Below are 18274 nucleotides of genomic sequence, written 5' to 3'. Positions count from 1 at the left end.
CCCGTCACCAAGATCATGCCTTGTGGTTTTGCTAAGGCATTTAAGTACAAATCTTTTTGCTCTGGCTCATAGCCTAGAGCATCAATCCCTAGTTTAGCTGAAGACGGATCAAGGATACGCAGTACGATTTTTTCGCCCCATAACGTGGGTAAGGTATTGACGCGGAAGTCGATGGCTTTCGTTTTGGAAAGCTTCATCTTGATACGACCATCTTGGGGAAGACGGCGCTCAGAAATATCCATTTGCGACATAACTTTTAAGCGTGCCGCAATTTTACCAGCTAAATTCACCGGAGGGCTGGAGACCTCTAATAAAATACCATCGGTACGATAACGTACACGGTAGCGTTTTTCGTAGGGTTCAAAGTGAACATCGGATGCTCCGGATTTAATTGCGTCTAATAAAATTTTATTGACGAAGCGAACGATAGGAGCGTCATCGCCTCCTGCGTTGCTATTTTGTTCATCCTCTTTGTCTCGGGCGTTCGGGTCATCTAAATCAATGTCGTCGAGTGCGCTATCAAGATCCCCGAGAGTATTGTCATTGGCGGATAAAAAACGATCAACGGCAACACTGAGTTTATCTTCTTCAACGAGTATCGCTTCTACCGTCATGCCGGTATTGAACTTGATTTCGTCGATAGCGATCATTTGCGATGGATCGCTTTGGGCAACAAATAAACGATTGCCACGTACAAATAGTGGAAGCACACGGTGCTTGTCGATGAGTTCAGAGCTGACCAGTTCTTTTGGCATCAATTCGCCGTCAAATGCCGCGAGGTCTAACAGTGGTAGGCCGAACTCTTCGGACGCTAGAACTGCAAGCTCTTTCGCTTTGACCAACTTTTTGGCAACGGCCAGTGTGACAAAGCTTTGTTTTTCTTTTTTACAACTGGCGAGTATCTCTTCGGCTTGCGCTTGGTTGAGAAGTTGTTGCTCAACGAGACGACGAGGAAGGCCGGTCAATAACGCCATGTAAAACACTCCATACGGGGCTAAGTTCGGTTATAAAAATTTAGGCTTTATAGCAGTCTATTGATAATACAGACTGAAGCATGATTGTACTCAAAAATTATCAGCAAGGGGTGAGACCTAACCGACAATTCTGGGAGGTAACTAGAAGAAGGAGTTAATAGATGTCAAATTTTAGGCAAAAAATAACCCCGCCTCTTTGCAGGGGCGGGGTTATTTTTATACAAATTACGGAGTAACTACTTGCGGTTTATCTCCAATTTTCGGCAAGAATCTAGCTGGGAACTCACCAGCTCCAGTACTTGTAGCTGTATCAAGCTCGTATCTTACTGCGCCGTTTTCATTTGAGAATGCGTTGAGGTACATAGTTACGCCTTGCAGTGTTGGTTCATCTGAAGGGCCAGCGCCTGCTTTAACGCAGCTGGGCACTGTTGAAGCTGCAGAGTATGTAATCGCCGTAATAACTCCTGAAAATTCATCAGCCGGAGTGTAGATGACATTTTGCACAATACCCAAGCAATTAGCAGCTTCACCGGTTGCCCATTGAACTAGATCTGTTTCTGCTTCCGGTAATGCTTGACCAATAGCTGCATATTCAGACAGCGCCAGTTGGACTGGTCGAACGGCTCCAACGATCTCTGGAGTGGTTGCAGCACGAATTGTGTAAGTTTGATATTGCGGAATCGCAACAGACGCCAAAATACCGATAATCGCGATCACGATCATCAATTCAATCAGGGTAAAACCTTTTTGTAATTTCATAGGAAACTCTCCACTCTCATTTGAGATTTTTTATTGATTGATTGGCCGTTCTGTTTGATCGCCGGGAGGGCTTTCGGTTCGTCTGGCTAATCAGGTCATTCTTTAATGACTGTGCGAAGAGTGTGCCAAGCTTAAAGGCACGCTGCAAGCCCTGTTTGCGGGCATGCATCACATTTTTATAGGGGTTTTTTAATTCTTTTGGCAACTCTGATCATTGCTTGGGCACATGCTGACAAAATTGGTCAGTTTGTATACAGAATAGGCTCTTGCGCTTAGTTTTTAACCAAGCAACCTCATCGACAAATCCACGGCCTTACAATCTTTAGTCAGCGCGCCAATAGAAATAAAATCGACGCCGGTTTCGGCATAGCTGCGTAATGTCGTGGTGTTAATACCGCCAGACGCTTCGAGTTTTACGCGGCCTTGGGTTTTGTTGCGGGTATGTTCAACCGCTTCTCGCATAGTGTCGGTATTGAAGTTGTCGAGCATGATGATATCAGCGCCAGCATCAATGGCTTGATCGAGCTGCTGCATAGTTTCCACTTCGATTTCTACGGGTTTGCCGGGCGCTATTTGGTGCGCTTGGGCAACGGCATTATTGATGCCGCCAGCGGCCATGATGTGGTTTTCTTTGATTAGGAAGGCATCGTACAAACCAATACGGTGGTTATAACAGCCGCCAACGGTCACTGCGTATTTTTGCGCAATGCGCAAACCCGGTAGGGTTTTACGGGTATCCAACAAGCGCACGCCGGTGCCTTGCACGAGTGAAGCGTAGTGACGGCAAAGGGTAGCCGTGCCCGATAAGCTTTGTAAAAAATTGAGGGCGCAACGTTCACCCGTGAGTAGCGAGCGCGCAGAACCTTTAAGTTCAAATAACACTTGGTTGGGGCGTACCCATTGGCCATCGCTGACGCGCCAGATAACGCTTACCGCAGGATCAACCTGATGAAACACTTCGTTCACCCAAGCTTGCCCTGCAACGACAGCGCGATCGCGCGAGATGATACGTGCATGCGCGTTATTCTCGGCTGGAATTAATTGTGCGGTGATATCACCAGTACCTACATCTTCTTCGATGGCGCGAGTAACCGATGTGCGAATATCTTGGGTGTGTAGGCTTAGGTCCATGAAGATCTCGTCAGGCAAAAAGGTATTCAATTAACAATGGGCGGATGAGGCTTGCCGATAGGGTGCTGATTCTACCCTTGCGAGCCGAAAACCTAAAGCTGGTGTAAAAAATTGCTGAAGTAAGTGAGCTTAGCGTTAGAAGGTTCGTATTCCTCTAACGCTGGCCATGTAATTACTGCTGTTTAGCTAGGAAGGCTTTGGTTAATTTGAATACCACAGGGCTTAGCAACAAGAGCGCAATTAAGTTAGGAATCGCCATCAGGGCGTTTAAGGTATCCGCTAATAGCCATGCATTATTGAGATCTTGGGTGGCGCCAATGGGAATCGCCAGCACCCAAACAATACGAAATACTGGAATCGACTTTGGGCCAAACAAGTATTCAGTGCATTTTTCACCGTAGAAAGACCAACCGATAATAGTCGTGAAGGCAAAGACGGCCAATCCTATTCCTACTATGTATTGGCCAACGACGGGTAGTCCTGCACTGAAGGCGGCGGTGGTTAAGTTGGCACCGGATACGCCACTTTGCCATTCGCCGGAGGCAACGATGACTAAGCCGGTAATAGTACAAATAACGATGGTGTCGATGAAGGTGCCAAGCATGGCAATCGTGCCTTGGCGAACTGGGTTATCGGTAGTCGCCGTCGCGTGTGCAATCGGTGCGCTACCCAAGCCAGCTTCGTTGGAGAAAACGCCGCGGGCAACGCCATAGCGCAGAGCTGCCCATACCGTTGCACCGGCAAATCCGCCGACGGCTGAAATAGGAGCAAAGGCATGAGTGAAAATAAGATCTAAGGCGGCCGGAATGCGATCGGCAAAAATAATCAGCAAGACAATACCGGCAAGCACATAACTAATCGCCATAAAAGGTACGAGCTTACCGGCAATATCTGAGATACGACGAATGCCACCAATTAATACCAAGCCAACGAGCACCGCAACCACCACACCGGTAAACCATTCTGGGATCGGTGCGCCAGCAAAGTTGAAATGACTCACTACATCAGCAACCGAGTTGGCTTGCGTGCCGTTGCCAATACCGAAACCCGCAAGCATACCGAAAAATGCAAACAGAACCGCTAGCCATTTGAATTTAGGCCCTAAGCCGTTGCGAATATAGTACATAGGTCCGCCAACATAATGGCCTTGATCATTCTTCTCGCGGAAATTCACCGCTAACACCGCTTCGGAATATTTGGTCGCCATGCCGATCAAGGCAATGATCCACATCCAAAACAAGGCGCCGGGGCCGCCGAGAGCGATCGCGGTGGCTACGCCTGCAATGTTCCCTGTTCCTATGGTGGCTGAAAGCGAGGTCATTAAGGCGTTAAAGCCTGATATTTCGCCTTCGCCGTGCTTATGTCGCCCCAGCCACAACTGCTTAAAGCCATTGCCTAAATGCATGATGGGGTAGGCTTTTAGTCCGACCGTTAGATAAATACCCGTCAAGGCGATTAAAAAAAGCATTGGTGGTCCCCATGCCCAGCCATTGACGGTATTTAACAACTCCAACATGTCAGATCTCCTGATTCTTTTAATAACTGATTCGACTATATATAGTCATAGACCCAATGCCAAATGCCTATTAGCCCCATTGTCCACCCAATATCGGCTAAGCTGTTGTTAGAAAACCATAAGAGATACAAACGGTTATGATGATTGAAGCAGGACGTTGCCGAGAAGCTTTATGGGTGCCATCGCCCAACTTTGGCGTTCGCCCATGCTCGAATATTTCTCTATTGGTTATTCACAATATTAGCCTCCCACCGGAGCAATATGGTGGTGGTTATGTGCAGTGTTTTTTTCAGAATGCATTACCTGTCGATCAACATCCGTACTTTGCCGAAATTGCTGAATTAAAAGTATCGAGTCATTTCTTGATTGAGCGCACGGGTAAGTTGGTGCAATTCGTTAATCTAAACGACAGGGCTTGGCATGCGGGACAGTCGAGTTTTGAAGGCAGGGATAACTGCAACGACTATTCTATAGGTATCGAGCTTGAGGGTTCAGATGAAACTCCATATACCGATGTCCAGTATAAAGTTTTAGCCGATTTAACCAAAGCAGTGCAACGCGAGTATCCGGCGATCACTATTGATCGGATAACAGGCCATGAACACATAGCTCCAGGCCGCAAAACTGATCCTGGGCCAGCGTTTGATTGGTTGCGATACAGAGGGGATGTGAGGTGATTTTAGTTAGCTGTTTTTTATTTAGATATTTTTCTTATTGAGCAATTTTAGGGAAGTGCCATGAAATTTCTGATCGTGTTTATCGTATTAATGATGCAAGCGCGATTGCCGTTACCGCAGCGTAGTACGCGTAGTCGCAGCTTCGCTAAATGGTTAGAACTGTGTCGGAAATTACCCAAATTTTCTTGGATACATAGGCATGTGCGTTACAGCTTAGTGGTTATTTTTCCCACGGTGATAATTAGCGCGACATTCTTTTGGGTTGAGCTCTGGGCGTGGGGATTGGGCACCGTTTTGTTAGAAGTTTTATTGCTCACATACGTGTTATCGCACATCAGTATTGGTAAACATCTTGATGATTATCGTCATGATTTACGCGAGGGCGATACCCAAGGGGCATATCATTGTGCAGAGCAATTTTTAGCGGTGCCCGAGGTGACGGTCACTGACGATATCAGTGCAATGAACGAGCAAGTCATTCGAGCACTGCTGCATCGCTGGTTCGAATATTTCTTTTTAATGGTGTTTTGGTACATGGTGGCTGATGTCGCTGGTGTGCTATTGGCTTGGTTTAGTGTGCAGTATGCACGCGCGCAAGAGTGCGACGATAGAGCATGGAGATACTTGCATTGGTTAGAGTGGGGACCTGTGCGTCTGCTTGGTTTAACCTATGGCTTGGCAGGAAACTTTATGCGGGCTCTGCCGGTATGGCGGCAGCATCTTTGGCAACTTAATGCCCATAGTGCCGATCTACTTTTTAATGTCGCGAGCAGTGCTTTATCCGCTAACGGCGAACAACGTCGTTGGCATAAAGCGGATGAAAATGCCGAAGAAGCCGCCCGCGACCTTGATGAATGGCACGCCCTACATTTACGTTCGGTGTCGATTTGGATGGTGGTTATTGCCGTTGCCGCCGTCGGTGGTGTTCTTCTTTAAATGTCGAAAATATGTCTGCGTAATCCTATTTATGCTTGCGCAGCGCCTAACCAAGCAGCACCACGTACTCCACTAGAATCGCCATGAAGTGCTTTACGTAGCGGTGTTACGACGGTGTCTGAGAATACAAATTCTCCCCAAAGCTTGGGCACCCTGTCATATATTCCTGCCAAATTAGAAACGCCGCCGCCGAGCACAATGACATGCGGATCAAGGGTGTTAATAACGCCTGCCAAGGCTTTCGCTAAACGAAGTTCATGATTGCGCAATACCTTTGCGGCTTGAACGTCGCCGGTCGCTTCTGCGTCAGCCCAAGCTTCTGCACTTTGATCGATTCCGGTCTCTGCCAAGGCTTGTTGGCGTAAACCTGGGCCAGAAAGTAGCGTTTCCAAACAACCTTTTTGACCACAATAGCAGTCTATTTGTGTGTCTTGGTCGGTGCGCCAAAGTAGGGGGTTGTGGCCCCATTCGCCAGCTATGGCATTCGGGCCGCTGACTAACCCGCCGTTAATAACCCAACCACCGCCGCAGCCAGTACCAATAATGACGGCAAATACACTTTTTGCTCCGGCTCCCGCACCATCAGTGGCTTCTGATAAAGCAAAGCAATCTGCATCGTTGGCAATGGTAACCGCATGTTGGAGGCGTTTTTCAATATCACCAGCGAGATCTTCACCAATAAGACAGACCGTATTGGCATTTTTGATGCGCCCAGTGACGGGACTAACAGCACCGGGAATGCCGATACCTAAAGTGTAGGGTTGCTTTAGTTCATTCGCTGCAGTGGTGACTAAGGAGGCAATGTTATCGACAATTGCTTGATAATCATGGCTTGGGGTAGGGGTGCGTCGGCGCAGTAATGTTTCGCCTGTGGCTGTCAGGGCGATAATTTCAGTTTTGGTTCCGCCTAGATCAATTCCAAATTGCAGCATAGTAACGTGGGGCTTCATAAGAGTTATATATTCGCTCTTATGATACCCCTAAGACGCAGCAGAACAATAAGTCAGAGTAGAACAATACGTCACTGTTAGGTGTGGGTGTATTGCTTCATCATGCTGCGCAGTATATCGGTCGCTTCGATCACGCGGCAGCCACTACCATAGAGGCTTGGCGTTAACTGATCGCTCCACATTACTTCGGCCGTGCACTGTCCTGTGCGGCGGCCATCGATATTGGGCGGAATATCGACTAAATCAATGGTAATCGTTAAACCCGGCTCCATGCGTTGGTAGGTAGACAGCATCAACCCTGCTGTCGAGCAGTTAACGAGTAACCCGAGATATTCCTTGGTATCTGTTTGGAATACGCTCACGGTACTTTTTAGAACCCAACGAGGTTCCATACGTTGATCTGCAGAAGTTTGTTCGGTCATGGGCTTGTGTCCTCAGCCGGATTTTCCTTAAATGGTGTGCTTTACAGTGTAGACCCGAGTCGGCAAAGGTGACATGAAAACAACACAATTGATTTTAGGTGGTGCTCGTTCGGGTAAAAGTCGCTTTGCCGAACAAACCGCAACGGATATTGCACACAGCGACAACCGCGCTGTGGTTTATGTTGCTACAGCACAGGCAGGCGATGACGAAATGGCGCAGCGTATAGAGCACCATCGACGTAATCGTAGCGAAGAATGGCTATGTGTCGAAGAGCCGATACATTTGGCGCAGGCTCTTATCGCAATAGCTAAACAAGATCCCAAAGCCGTCATTTTGGTCGATTGTTTAACGCTGTGGGTAACCAATTGCCTATTGCATGACGGCGATATTTGGCACGAGGAAAAGCAAAAACTCATAGATTGTTTAGAACAACTGGCGCAACCGGTCGTATTGGTGTCAAATGAGGTCGGTCACGGCATCGTTCCTATGGGCCAATTAAGTCGACGATTTGTCGATGAATCAGGTTGGCTTCATCAGGACATTGCTGCAAAAGCCAGTCATGTTACGCTGGTGGTTGCTGGATTCCCCCTTGTACTGAAATAAAAAGATTTAGGTAATTATGACTTCTGCCTCCCGTTCGTCGTCACCTTGGTGGCTGCATGCGACTGCTATACCTGATTTCCGCAGTGAACAGGGAGCACTCGCGCGGCAAAATGAATTGACTAAACCTCCTGGGGCATTAGGCATGTTAGAAGAGGTCGCGGTGAAATTCGCGGCTTGGCAAGGGCAAGTTAAACCACAAATTCAATTGCCTCAGTGCGTGGTTTTTGCCGGTGATCATGGTGTTGTAGCTCAGGGTGTATCGGCATTTCCGCAAGCGGTGACGGTTGAAATGTTGAAAAACTTCATTGCCGGTGGCGCGGCTATTTCTGTTTTAGCGCGCTTTCATCAGATGGGATTAACCGTCGTTAATTGTGGTACGGCAATTCCTTGCGAATATCTTCAGGGCGTTATTCATCGTCCTGTCGCTGCTGGAACAGAAGATTTCTCGTTGCAAGCGGCAATGACAAGTGAGCAAGCACAACAGGCGTTAGCCATTGGCGCAGAAATTGTCGATCAACTAGAAGTGGGTAGCGATCTATTTATTGCCGGCGAAATGGGGATCGGTAATACATCGGCGGCAACCTGTTTAGCGGCGATGATTTTAGATTTACCGGCTACAGCTCTAGTTGGCCCTGGTACGGGTGTCACGGGTGAGAACTTACACCACAAACAGCAAGTATTAGCGGCGTCGATGCGTCGCGCAAAAGAATTTGTAGAAAGCCCTCTGCAAGCGTTAGAGCAAGTGGGCGGCTTTGAATTAGGTGCCATTGCGGGTGCCTATATTCGCGCGGCCCAGCGCGGAATTCCTATTTTGGTCGATGGCTTTATTGCCAGTACCGCAGCTTTGTTAGCCGTGAGACTAAATGAAGGTGTGCGCGATTGGATGCTATTTGGTCATCAATCAGCTGAACCCGGTCATGCGCGTGTATTAGAGGCATTAGATGCTGAACCTTTATTGCAATTAAATATGCGTTTAGGTGAAGGCTCTGGTGCGGCAACGGCACTGACCATCGTTAAGCAAGCATTAGCATTGCACAACGAAATGGCGACTTTCGCTGAAGCTTCTGTCTCTGGGCAACACTTAGTATCTGAAGCAGAATAATGTCAGTAAAAGCTCACACTGTGACACGCATCGATATCATCCGTCATGGTGAACCTCAAGGCGGCGAAGTCTTTCGCGGCCGTGTCGATCATGAATTGACCTCCCTCGGGCGTTGGCAGTTTGAACAACGCACACAACGTTTTGCCAGCTCATGGTCGCGTATTATCAGTTCGCCGCTGCAACGATGTCATTCGAGTGCGAAGCAACTGTCTGAACGCTTAAATCTTCCTTTATTGGTTGATTCTAATTGGCAAGAGATACATTACGGCGATTGGGAAGATAAACTCATCGCCGATGTCATGGCCGAGCAAATCGCTATTGCTCAACAATTGTGGCAAGACCCGCTTAATTTCTGTGCGCCAAATGGCGAGCCCGTACCGGATTTACAGCAGCGGGTGAAATTGGCGTGGAGCGGTTTGTTGAATGATCATAAAGGCGAGCATTTATTAGTAGTGAGCCATGGTGGAGTGATGCGGGTGTTGGCTCAATACCTACTCTTGCTTGATCCTAAAGCAATGAATCGTTTGGCCATTCCTTATGCCGGTTTTATGCGTATTCGTATTGATCACACCGTCGCTGAAAGCGCCACCGAAGAACACTGGTACAGTTTAGAAGCCCTTGATGGCTCTGAATTAAATCAGGTAAACAATAGCGATTCATGACAATGATATTGTGGTGGGCTTTCTTAACGTCATTGGCATTTTTAACACGTTTACCTTTGCCTAGAATACAGCGCTACGATGAATCTATCGCTGCACTATCTGTTATTTTTTATCCGCTGGTGGGCGCCATTATTGGGGTCTTATTGTGCTTATTCGTCGGTGTATTAATTGGTTTTTACCCTCACGCCAACAGTGGTTTAGTCGCTGCATTAGTATTGACTCTATGGACATATCTTAGTGGTGGTTTGCATTTAGATGGCCTAGCCGACAGCGCTGATGCTTGGGTCGGGGGCTTAGGTCAACGCGATAAAACATTGGCCATTATGAAAGATCCGCAAAGCGGTCCTATGGGCGTTACTGTCATCGTCTTGGTGTTATTAATTAAATGGGCCGCACTGGAGGCGCTATTTCAGGCGTTGTTGCAGTCAATGCTAAACGGCCCATTTTGGTGGCCGGTATTTGCCAGCATTGTTATTGTTCCGATACTCGCGCGAGCAGTTGTTATCGGTGTTTTGGCGACAACGCCGTATGTACGTGAAGCCGGATTAGGAAAAAATTTATTGGCGGGAGTAACGCCAATACGAGTCTGGATTACCCTCGTAATTGTGGCGTTATTGACGGTATTGTTAGTGCCAAAAAGTGCAATTTTATTACTGCTTGTCTGGCTAACCGTGGCGGCAATGGCCCGTGCGGCCATGCTAAAACGCCTGCAAGGCTGCACTGGTGATACGCTTGGAGCCACAATTGAGCTTGAAGAAGCGATCTTGTTAGTTGCGCTCGCGTTAGCGATTTAACCAAGGCCGTTGTTGGTAAAAATCGGCTAATGCAGTGCCTAGTTTCGGCCACACAAAAGCTTCGCTGGTGGCTCGGGCTAAACGGTCTAACTGTTGCTCACGGATCGCATTGAAATCGACTGCTTCGACCTCGCCTAACCCAGCCCACTGTAAAATACTGCTTAATGCTGCTGGGGTATCGAGTAGGCCGTGCCAGTATGTGCCTAAGACATTACCATCCTGATTTAAATATCCGCCGGGGTTGCCTTCGCTATCACGAATAACCACGTGTTCAGTGCACGCACTGATGCCTGCATGAATTTCGTAACCAGAGATTGGCGTAGGATTTTGGTTTGCTAATGTCAGTGCACCAGTGACTTGTCGTAGTGTTTTATCGGCCAGTAGTTCAGTACTCATATCGAGATAACCTAAGCCAATACTGTTGCCAGAAGTACCTTCAACACCTAGTAGATCGGTAATACTGTTTCCCAGCATTTGCATACCACCGCAAATTCCTAGTACTTTGCCGCCGTAACGCAGATGGCGGGCGATAGCGTCTGGCCATTTCCCTGGTTGAGTTTGCAGCCAATGCAAATCGGCACGAGTATTTTTTGATCCCGGTAAGATAATTAAATCAGCGGGAGGGGGAGTCTGCTCTGGGCCCACCATAGTTAATTCGATTTGCGGGTGCAGGCGCAAAGCATCGACGTCGGTGTGATTACTAATGCGCGGCCAAACGGGCATGACGACGCGCAGGCGTTGCTCATTGTTATGGTTATTGTTCAGTGTTTGACGCGTATCAATAGCGTCCTCGGCGTCTAAATATAACCCATGTAAATAGGGTAGAACGGCGAGTACCGGTTTGCCAGTCTTTGCTTCTAACCAATCTAGGCCAGATTGCAGTAGCGATATATCGCCACGAAAACGATTAATAACAAAGCCAATAACGCGTGCTTGCTCTGTCTCGCTAAGGCAATCAAGCGTGCCGGTTAGATGCGCAAACACACCACCACGATCAATGTCGGCAATCAAAATAACCGGGCAATCGACAGCCTCCGCAAAGCCCATATTAGCGATATCATTTTCGCGTAAATTAATTTCAGCAGGGCTACCCGCGCCCTCAACCAATACGCTAGCGTATTTTTGTTGCAGGCGTTTATAGGAATCGAGCACGGCCGTCATCGCTGTTTTTTTATAGGCGTGGTAATCCGTAGCGGGTAGATTTCCGACGGTCTTACCTTGAATAATCACCTGTGCCCCAGTGTCGCTGTTCGGTTTTAGCAGTACCGGATTCATGTCGGTATGGGGGGCTAAACGACAGGCTTGTGCTTGCAGTGCCTGAGCGCGACCTATTTCTCCACCATCAGCCGTCACGGCACTGTTTAACGCCATATTTTGTGGCTTGAACGGCGCAACTGAAATACCCAAATCGCTCCAGATTCTTCCCAAGGCGCACACTAAAGTGCTTTTACCGGCATCCGAGGTGGTTCCTTGAACCATCAAGGTACCGTTAAGTTGGTTCATTTTTGGGTTTGACGAGGAATCGAGCTTGGGCATCTGGTACACTTAAGATAATCCATTTAAGCGCTATTGTATGTCAGATGATCGCCAATACCGCATTGTTTAGTCTGATTTTTAGTTTGGAAATAGCCTTCGTGAAAACACTGTCTGCATTCATTTTTCTTTGCTGTTGTTTCAACGCTAGTGTTACGTGGGCGGAAAGCCCAGAGTCATTCGATTTGATTGATGATGACGGTGTGGAGCATCATTTTTCAGGCCCAGTTAAACGTATAGTGAGTTTGATGCCACACGGTACTGAATTACTGTTCGAAGTTGGGGCTGGAGACCTCATCGTTGGGGCCGTGGATTATTCCGACTATCCTGAAGCCGCAAAAAAAATCCCTCGGATTGGCGGTTATAGCGGTATGAATATTGAGGCTATTTTAGCGTTACAGCCGGATATCGTTCTAGCTTGGCCGGAGGGAAATCCCAATAGAGAACTGCAGAAGCTTGCAGCGCTGGGAGTGCCATTATTTGTATCTGATCCAGTAACGTTCGATGGCATCGCTGTTAATTTAGAGCGCTTAGGGATACTTACGGGCCATAAGGAACAGGGCGCAGCAGCCGCTCGGGCGTTACGACAGCAAGTGAATAGATTACGGCAAACGTATCAACACACCGCGCGAGTGCAGGTGTTTTACCAAGTTTGGAATCAGCCGCTGATTACTCAAAATGGTGATACGTTTATTTCTCAAGCGATTGATCTTTGTGGTGGTAGCAATGTGTTCGCCGATCTTGATATTCGTGCGCCGCATATCAATATGGAGGCCGTGCTGGTTGCCGATCCTGATGTGATTGTTGCTAGCGGTATGGGAGAAAGTCGCCCTGAATGGCTGGATGACTGGAAAAAATTTCCTAATTTAACCGCCGTTAAATACGCCAATTTGTTTCATATTCATCCAGATCTATTTCACCGCCCAACATCGCGTTTTTTGCAGGGAACACAACAGTTATGCGAGCATTTGACGACCGCCCGCGAGCACATGGCCGCCAAATAATTGGATTCTGCATTCCTAGCCTAACGCCGTATCCAGCGCCATCATGAGTGCAAGCCTCTTCTGTTGTGGCGCTCAGCATAATCACAGCGTCGACCATGATAGGAATCGTTGATTGTCATGGTTTAATTGTTAGCTTGAGGCTATAGGTGCTACCACTCAATACCAGCTTGAGCTTTAACGCCTGCTTTAAACGCATGTTTTTCCATCTTCATATCGGTAAGTGTATCGGCAAAATCACGCAGTGCTGTTGGTGCGCCGCGGCCTGTTAGGATAACGTTCTGATGTTTTGGGCGATTTTCTAAAGCAACTTTTAAGTCCTCCCATTGCAGATGGCCGTAGGCCAGCATATAAGTAATTTCATCGAGCATGACGGTACGCAGGTTATCGTCACTCAGCATTTCGAGTGCTAATGGCCATGCTTGATCGAAGGCTTGCTGATCTTTTTCTTTATCTTGGGTGTTCCAAGTGAAACCAGATCCCATAACCTCATGTCGTAGATTAGGAAGGGATTTTAAAATTTTAATCTCTCCGCAATCCCAAGTGCCTTTAATGAACTGTACGATACCGGCATGATAACCATGACCAAGAGTACGAATTACAGTACCAAAACCAGAGCTGCTTTTACCCTTGCCGGTGCCAGTAAGTACGATGACGACCCCTCGCTCTTCTTGAGCGCGTTCGATGGCCGCATCTACTTTAGCTTTCTGTTTTTCCATTTTTCGTTGGTGGCGTTCGGCATCGTTAGCGGAATTTGAGACGGAATTCATAGGTTTTTCCAAAGTCGTATGAGTGTTTGTACAGAGGTTAACTATACTGGGTGAAGGACTATGCCCCAAGTCAGGAGCCAAAATGATGGATGACCAGTTGTTCACGAATGATACCGACCCACAAGAGACAAAAGAATGGGTCGATGCCATTCATTCCGTAATTCGCGCAGAAGGTGTTGAGCGAGCGCATTTCTTAATCGAACGTATTGCCGAGCGGGCCACGCGTGATGGAATGCCCCTACCTTATGCATTGAATACTCCCTATCGGAATACGATTTCGCCAGAGAATGAAGCGCCTATGCCGGGCGATTTATTTATGGAGCGCCGCATTCGTTCGCTTGTACGTTGGAATGCTTTGGCGATGGTAATGCGTGCTAACAAAGAAGGTGCTGGAGACCTCGGTGGTCATATTTCCAGTTTTGCCTCTAGTGCCACGCTATACGACGTGGCATTCAACCATTTCTTTCGCGCACCTAACCCGACCAGCGAAACTTCGCCATTAGGTGACTTAATTTATTATCAAGGCCATGTTTCTCCTGGTATTTACGCGCGTACCTATTTAGAAGGCCGTTTCCAAGAGGCGGATTTGGAACGTTTTCGCCGTGAAGCGTTAGCGCCCGGTTTGTCATCTTATCCACACCCTAAGTTGATGCCTGATTATTGGCAGTTCCCTACTGTTTCTATGGGACTGGGGCCTTTGCAGGCAATTTATCAAGCGCACTTTATGCGTTATTTGTCCGCACGAGAGTTAGTACCGCGTAAGGGCCGTAAAGTGTGGGCGTTTTTAGGTGATGGCGAATGTGATGAGCCAGAAACGTTAGGTGCTATTGGTTTGGCGGGGCGCGAAAAGCTCGAAAACCTTATCTTTGTTGTTAACTGCAATTTACAGCGTCTAGATGGGCCGGTACGTGGTAACGGCAAAATTATTCAGGAATTAGAAAGCCAATTCCGCGGTGCTGGTTGGAATGTTATTAAGGTTGTTTGGGGTCGTCACTGGGATCCCTTGCTAGCAAAAGACCGTAAAGGTTTATTGCAAAAACGCATGGATGAAACCGTCGATGGCGAATATCAAAATTACAAAGCTAAGGGTGGTAAATACACCCGTGAGCATTTTTTCGAAAAATATCCTGAGCTAAAAGAATTAATCAAAGACTTGTCTGATGAAGATATTTATAAATTAAATCGTGGCGGTCACGATCCTTATAAAGTCTACGCGGCTTATCATGCGGCGGTAAATCATACTGGCCAACCAACGGTTATTTTAGCGCATACCGTTAAAGGTTACGGTATGGGTATTGAGGCGGAAGGGCAGAACCAAGCACACTCGGTTAAGAAGTTGGATGTAGAGGGGTTAAAAGCCTTTCGTGATCGTTTTGATATACCAATTCGTGACGAAGATTTGGAGCATTTGCCATTTTATCGTCCACCGGCAGATAGCCCTGAATTAACGTATATGCGTAAGCAGCGCGAAAAACTGGGCGGTTATTTACCCCAGCGCACCGAAAACTGGACCGCATTAACAGCACCTGATGTCTCATTTTTTAGCTCGCAATTAGAAGGTTCGGGCGAGCGTGAGATCTCCACAACCATGGCGTTTGTGCGCATTATGTCGCAGCTTGTGCGCGATAAAAGCATGGGTGATCGCGTTGTACCTATTGTGCCTGATGAGGCGCGAACCTTTGGTATGGAAGGTTTATTCCGCCAAATGGGTATTTATTCGTCGGAAGGGCAATTATACGAACCGGTCGATCAAGGCCAGGTCATGTATTACCGCGAAGATAAAAAAGGCCGAATTCTAGAAGAAGGTATCAACGAAGCGGGTGCTTTTGCCGCCTGGATGGCTGCCGCCAGCTCCTACAGCACCAATGGTTTGGCTATGATCCCGTTTTATATCTACTACTCCATGTTCGGTTTCCAGCGCATCGGCGATCTTGCGTGGGCTGCCGGTGATATGCAGTGCCAAGGCTTTTTAATTGGTGCAACGTCAGGTCGAACGACATTGAACGGAGAAGGTTTGCAGCATCAGGATGGTCACAGCCATATTTTGGCTTCTACCATTCCCAACTGTATTTCGTATGATCCTACGTACGCCTACGAGCTGGCCGTGATTATTCAAGATGGCTTAAAGCGTATGTACGAGAAGAAAGAAAAAGTCTTCTATTACATCACCAGCTTGAATGAAAACTACGTTCATCCCGCCATGCCTGAGGGAGTAGAAGAAGGAATTCGTCGCGGTATTTATCGTCTTACGGCTGCATCCATTGAAAGTGATAAAAAGGTACAACTTTTGGGGAGTGGTGCAATTTTACGCGAAGTCGAAAAAGCCGCGGTTTGGCTTGCCAACAAAGGCATTAGTGCCGATGTTTGGAGTGTGACGTCATTTAATGAATTACGCCGTAATGGCTTAGATTGTGAACGTGAAACTATGCTATCTGGGGGCGAGCGCCGTCGTGAAGCGTATGTCACTTGGCAATTGCAATCATCGGCTGGCCCCATTGTCGCGGCGACAGATCATATGAAGTCTTATGCCGAACAAATACGTCCATTTATTCCTGTAAATCGTACTTATAAAACCCTCGGAACCGATGGCTTTGGTCGCAGTGATTCACGCGAAAATTTACGTCAATTTTTTGAAGTGAATTGGCAGCATGTTGCTTGGTCTGCGGGGTATGAATTATGTCGATTGCAACAGCTGGATTTAGCAGAGCTCGAAACTTGGCGAGCAGAGCTAGGTATTGATGCGAGCAAACCTGATCCGCTGTATAGCTAAGGATAAAGCATTATGACAACAGTAAAAATCCCAGACCTAGGTGGTGCCAGTCAGGTCGAGGTGATCGAAATTTTGGTAAAAGTAGGCGATCAGGTTGATGTCGAACAAGCACTGATCGTATTGGAAACCGATAAAGCCAGCATGGAAATTCCGTCGGAATTTGCCGGAACCGTGACGGCTATCAGCGTCGCATTGGGCGATAAAGTCAGCGAGGGTGATGTCTTTATTGAGCTAGATACCGGTGCCGCGAGTGCCGAGGCTGCGCCATTGGATCAGGTAGCGCCATCTGAACCGGCTGAGGTGCAAAGTAGCAGTACTGAGTCTGCGCCGATCGTTGCCGCTAGCAGCGCTTCTGCAGCTTCAACGTCAGAGGTTCAAACCATTGTTGTGCCTGATTTAGGTGGTGCTGAAGGCGTTGAAGTCATCGAAATGCTGGTACGCGCGGGTGATGACATTAGCGATGAGCAAGCGGTCGTTGTTCTTGAATCGGATAAAGCCAGCATGGAAATTCCTGCTGGCGTTGCTGGCCATATCGAAGAAGTGTTGGTGAAATTGGGCGATAAGCTCAGTCAAGGCGATGCTATGTTGCGTATGACGGTGACGACGGCTGAGCCGACACCGGCGAAAGACGTTGCGACAGCCGTGCCTGTCGCTGCGGCTAGCGAGACAAAAGCTTCGACGAATCCCTCTGTGTCAATCACTGCGCCGACGAAGCTTGTGGACGAGCATGCTACTTCAGCGGTGGTTCATGCCGGACCATCTGTGCGTAAACTTGCTCGGGAATTTGGCGTTGATTTAGGCAAGCTGAAAGGCACGGGCCCAAAACATCGAATTTTGAAGGAAGATATTCAAGCTTTTGTTAAGGAGCGTGTGAGTGGTGTGGCTACCGTCGGTGGTTCCGGTATTCCACCAGTCCCTAAAGTCGATTTCGCCAAATTCGGACCTATAACAACAGAGCCTTTAAACGGTATTAAGCGCGCAACGGCAAAAGCGATGACGATAGCATCGTTGAATGTTCCTCAAGTAACGCAATTCGATCAAGCCGACATTACCAGTCTCGAAGCTTTTCGTAAGGCACAAAACGAAACCAGCAAACAGGGCGTACGTTATTCCATTGTCCCCTTTGTGTTGAAAGCCATTGCAAAGGCGTTGGAGGTATTTCCTACCTTCAATTCCTCATTGGCTGAAGACGGTGAGTCGTTGATTTTAAAACAATATATACATATCGGTGTTGCGGTAGATACACCTAAAGGCTTACTAGTTCCTGTTATTCGTAATGTGAATGGCAAAACGGTTACAGAAATCACACAAGAACTGAGTAACAAAGCTGAGCTGGCCCGTTTAGGTAAGCTACCCTTAACAGAGATGCAGGGTGGTTGCTTTAGTTTGTCCAGTCTTGGTGGTATTGGCGGTACGGCATTTACGCCAATCGTTAACCCGCCCGAGGTGGCGATATTGGGTTTGTCTAAGGCCGAAATCAAACCGGTTTGGGATGGAACCAGCTTCCAACCAAGACTCATGTTGCCATTGTCTCTTTCCTATGATCATCGCGTCGTCGATGGGGCTGAGGCCGCTAGATTTGGCCAATGTGTGGTTGGTTATCTCGAAGATATGAGAACCCTGCTTATGTAATGTTCGTTTGGTCTTAGATATGAATTAAGGGTGTGATCACT

17 protein-coding genes are annotated in these 18274 nt (G+C 47.7%); 9 read left to right on the top strand and 8 right to left on the bottom strand.

Annotation, left to right across the window (positions count from 1 at the left end; translation table 11 throughout):
- The 4 genes from UXZ23_RS08175 to UXZ23_RS08160 form a co-directional block, all read right to left on the bottom strand.
- On the bottom strand, positions 1-974 hold a 974-nt coding region (locus UXZ23_RS08175; protein WP_320820112.1), incomplete at its 3' end, for an ATPase, T2SS/T4P/T4SS family.
- Positions 975-1199: 225 nt separating this feature from the next.
- Positions 1200-1733, bottom strand: coding sequence for a pilin (locus UXZ23_RS08170; RefSeq protein ID WP_320820111.1), 534 nt, complete (start codon positions 1731-1733; stop codon positions 1200-1202).
- Positions 1734-2012: 279 nt separating this feature from the next.
- Positions 2013-2864 carry a carboxylating nicotinate-nucleotide diphosphorylase gene (gene nadC / locus UXZ23_RS08165; RefSeq protein WP_320820110.1) on the bottom strand — a complete coding sequence of 284 codons (852 nt, stop codon included), beginning with the start codon at positions 2862-2864 and terminating at the stop codon, positions 2013-2015.
- Between the two features lie 172 nt (positions 2865-3036).
- The gene (locus tag UXZ23_RS08160) at positions 3037-4380 is read right to left on the bottom strand and encodes a sodium:alanine symporter family protein (RefSeq protein WP_320820109.1); all 1344 of its coding nucleotides are present in this window, start codon (positions 4378-4380) and stop codon (positions 3037-3039) included.
- A gap of 137 nt (positions 4381-4517) precedes the next feature.
- On the opposite strand from UXZ23_RS08160, the gene ampD reads away from it, so the two are divergent.
- A complete protein-coding gene (gene ampD / locus UXZ23_RS08155; protein WP_320820108.1) occupies positions 4518-5057 on the top strand; it encodes a 1,6-anhydro-N-acetylmuramyl-L-alanine amidase AmpD in 540 nt (179 codons plus the stop codon).
- 60 nt (positions 5058-5117) lie between these two features.
- Positions 5118-5993, top strand: coding sequence for a regulatory signaling modulator protein AmpE (gene ampE / locus UXZ23_RS08150; protein WP_320820107.1), 876 nt, complete (start codon positions 5118-5120; stop codon positions 5991-5993).
- Between the two features lie 29 nt (positions 5994-6022).
- Here ampE and UXZ23_RS08145 read toward each other — a convergent pair whose 3' ends face one another.
- Together UXZ23_RS08145 and UXZ23_RS08140 are read right to left on the bottom strand one after the other, a co-directional pair.
- Positions 6023-6943 carry an ROK family protein gene (locus UXZ23_RS08145; protein ID WP_320820106.1) on the bottom strand — a complete coding sequence of 307 codons (921 nt, stop codon included), beginning with the start codon at positions 6941-6943 and terminating at the stop codon, positions 6023-6025.
- 77 nt (positions 6944-7020) lie between these two features.
- Positions 7021-7365: a PilZ domain-containing protein gene (locus UXZ23_RS08140; RefSeq protein WP_320820105.1), complete on the bottom strand. Its 345-nt coding sequence runs from the start codon at positions 7363-7365 to the stop codon at positions 7021-7023.
- 73 nt (positions 7366-7438) lie between these two features.
- On the opposite strand from UXZ23_RS08140, the gene cobU reads away from it, so the two are divergent.
- From cobU to cobS, 4 genes are read left to right on the top strand one after another with little or no spacing between them, the layout of a single operon-like run.
- The gene (cobU, locus tag UXZ23_RS08135) at positions 7439-7969 is read left to right on the top strand and encodes a bifunctional adenosylcobinamide kinase/adenosylcobinamide-phosphate guanylyltransferase (RefSeq protein ID WP_320820104.1); all 531 of its coding nucleotides are present in this window, start codon (positions 7439-7441) and stop codon (positions 7967-7969) included.
- Between the two features lie 16 nt (positions 7970-7985).
- Positions 7986-9071 (top strand): nicotinate-nucleotide--dimethylbenzimidazole phosphoribosyltransferase, encoded by a 1086-nt coding sequence (gene cobT / locus UXZ23_RS08130; RefSeq protein ID WP_320820103.1) that lies wholly within the window; start codon positions 7986-7988, stop codon positions 9069-9071.
- A gap of 20 nt (positions 9072-9091) precedes the next feature.
- Positions 9092-9733 carry a histidine phosphatase family protein gene (locus UXZ23_RS08125; protein ID WP_320820102.1) on the top strand — a complete coding sequence of 214 codons (642 nt, stop codon included), beginning with the start codon at positions 9092-9094 and terminating at the stop codon, positions 9731-9733.
- Positions 9730-10527, top strand: a complete 798-nt coding sequence (cobS, locus tag UXZ23_RS08120) for an adenosylcobinamide-GDP ribazoletransferase (RefSeq protein ID WP_320820101.1) — start codon at positions 9730-9732, stop codon at positions 10525-10527. The genes UXZ23_RS08125 and cobS overlap by 4 nt, the downstream gene beginning before the upstream one ends.
- Here cobS and UXZ23_RS08115 read toward each other — a convergent pair.
- Positions 10516-12063 carry a cobyric acid synthase gene (locus UXZ23_RS08115; RefSeq protein WP_320820100.1) on the bottom strand — a complete coding sequence of 516 codons (1548 nt, stop codon included), beginning with the start codon at positions 12061-12063 and terminating at the stop codon, positions 10516-10518. The genes cobS and UXZ23_RS08115 overlap by 12 nt on opposite strands.
- Positions 12064-12161: 98 nt before the next feature.
- Between UXZ23_RS08115 and UXZ23_RS08110 the strand changes: the two genes are divergently transcribed.
- Positions 12162-13064, top strand: coding sequence for a cobalamin-binding protein (locus tag UXZ23_RS08110; protein WP_320820099.1), 903 nt, complete (start codon positions 12162-12164; stop codon positions 13062-13064).
- Positions 13065-13213: 149 nt separating this feature from the next.
- Here the strand turns inward: UXZ23_RS08110 and cobO are convergent, their stop codons facing one another.
- On the bottom strand, positions 13214-13831 hold the full coding sequence (gene cobO, locus UXZ23_RS08105; RefSeq protein ID WP_320820098.1) for a cob(I)yrinic acid a,c-diamide adenosyltransferase: 618 nt from the start codon (positions 13829-13831) through the stop codon (positions 13214-13216).
- An 85-nt stretch (positions 13832-13916) separates the two neighbouring features.
- Between cobO and aceE the strand changes: the two genes are divergently transcribed.
- Both aceE and UXZ23_RS08095 read left to right on the top strand, forming a co-directional pair.
- Positions 13917-16601: a pyruvate dehydrogenase (acetyl-transferring), homodimeric type gene (aceE, locus tag UXZ23_RS08100; protein ID WP_320820113.1), complete on the top strand. Its 2685-nt coding sequence runs from the start codon at positions 13917-13919 to the stop codon at positions 16599-16601.
- 12 nt (positions 16602-16613) lie between these two features.
- Positions 16614-18233, top strand: a complete 1620-nt coding sequence (locus UXZ23_RS08095; RefSeq protein ID WP_320820097.1) for a dihydrolipoyllysine-residue acetyltransferase — start codon at positions 16614-16616, stop codon at positions 18231-18233.
- Positions 18234-18274 lie beyond the last annotated feature (41 nt).

The organism is Thalassolituus sp., from assembly GCF_034111725.1.
Classification (GTDB): Bacteria; Pseudomonadota; Gammaproteobacteria; order Pseudomonadales; family Oceanobacteraceae; genus Thalassolituus.
The sequence above is the reverse complement of the archived record's forward strand: the minus strand, read 5'-3'. Positions and strand labels throughout refer to the sequence as shown.

What these genes read in the sequence shown, in the direction of transcription:
- UXZ23_RS08170 (WP_320820111.1), bottom strand. Translation starts at nt 1,733, where the DNA reads ATGAAATTACAAAAAGGTTTTACCCTGATTGAATTGATGATCGTGATC.
- nadC (WP_320820110.1), bottom strand. Translation starts at nt 2,864, where the DNA reads ATGGACCTAAGCCTACACACCCAAGATATTCGCACATCGGTTACTCGC.
- UXZ23_RS08160 (WP_320820109.1), bottom strand. Translation starts at nt 4,380, where the DNA reads ATGTTGGAGTTGTTAAATACCGTCAATGGCTGGGCATGGGGACCACCA.
- ampD (WP_320820108.1), top strand. Translation starts at nt 4,518, where the DNA reads ATGATGATTGAAGCAGGACGTTGCCGAGAAGCTTTATGGGTGCCATCG.
- ampE (WP_320820107.1), top strand. Translation starts at nt 5,118, where the DNA reads ATGAAATTTCTGATCGTGTTTATCGTATTAATGATGCAAGCGCGATTG.
- UXZ23_RS08145 (WP_320820106.1), bottom strand. Translation starts at nt 6,943, where the DNA reads ATGAAGCCCCACGTTACTATGCTGCAATTTGGAATTGATCTAGGCGGA.
- UXZ23_RS08140 (WP_320820105.1), bottom strand. Translation starts at nt 7,365, where the DNA reads ATGACCGAACAAACTTCTGCAGATCAACGTATGGAACCTCGTTGGGTT.
- cobU (WP_320820104.1), top strand. Translation starts at nt 7,439, where the DNA reads ATGAAAACAACACAATTGATTTTAGGTGGTGCTCGTTCGGGTAAAAGT.
- cobT (WP_320820103.1), top strand. Translation starts at nt 7,986, where the DNA reads ATGACTTCTGCCTCCCGTTCGTCGTCACCTTGGTGGCTGCATGCGACT.
- cobS (WP_320820101.1), top strand. Translation starts at nt 9,730, where the DNA reads ATGACAATGATATTGTGGTGGGCTTTCTTAACGTCATTGGCATTTTTA.
- UXZ23_RS08115 (WP_320820100.1), bottom strand. Translation starts at nt 12,063, where the DNA reads ATGCCCAAGCTCGATTCCTCGTCAAACCCAAAAATGAACCAACTTAAC.
- cobO (WP_320820098.1), bottom strand. Translation starts at nt 13,831, where the DNA reads ATGAATTCCGTCTCAAATTCCGCTAACGATGCCGAACGCCACCAACGA.
- aceE (WP_320820113.1), top strand. Translation starts at nt 13,917, where the DNA reads ATGGATGACCAGTTGTTCACGAATGATACCGACCCACAAGAGACAAAA.
- UXZ23_RS08095 (WP_320820097.1), top strand. Translation starts at nt 16,614, where the DNA reads ATGACAACAGTAAAAATCCCAGACCTAGGTGGTGCCAGTCAGGTCGAG.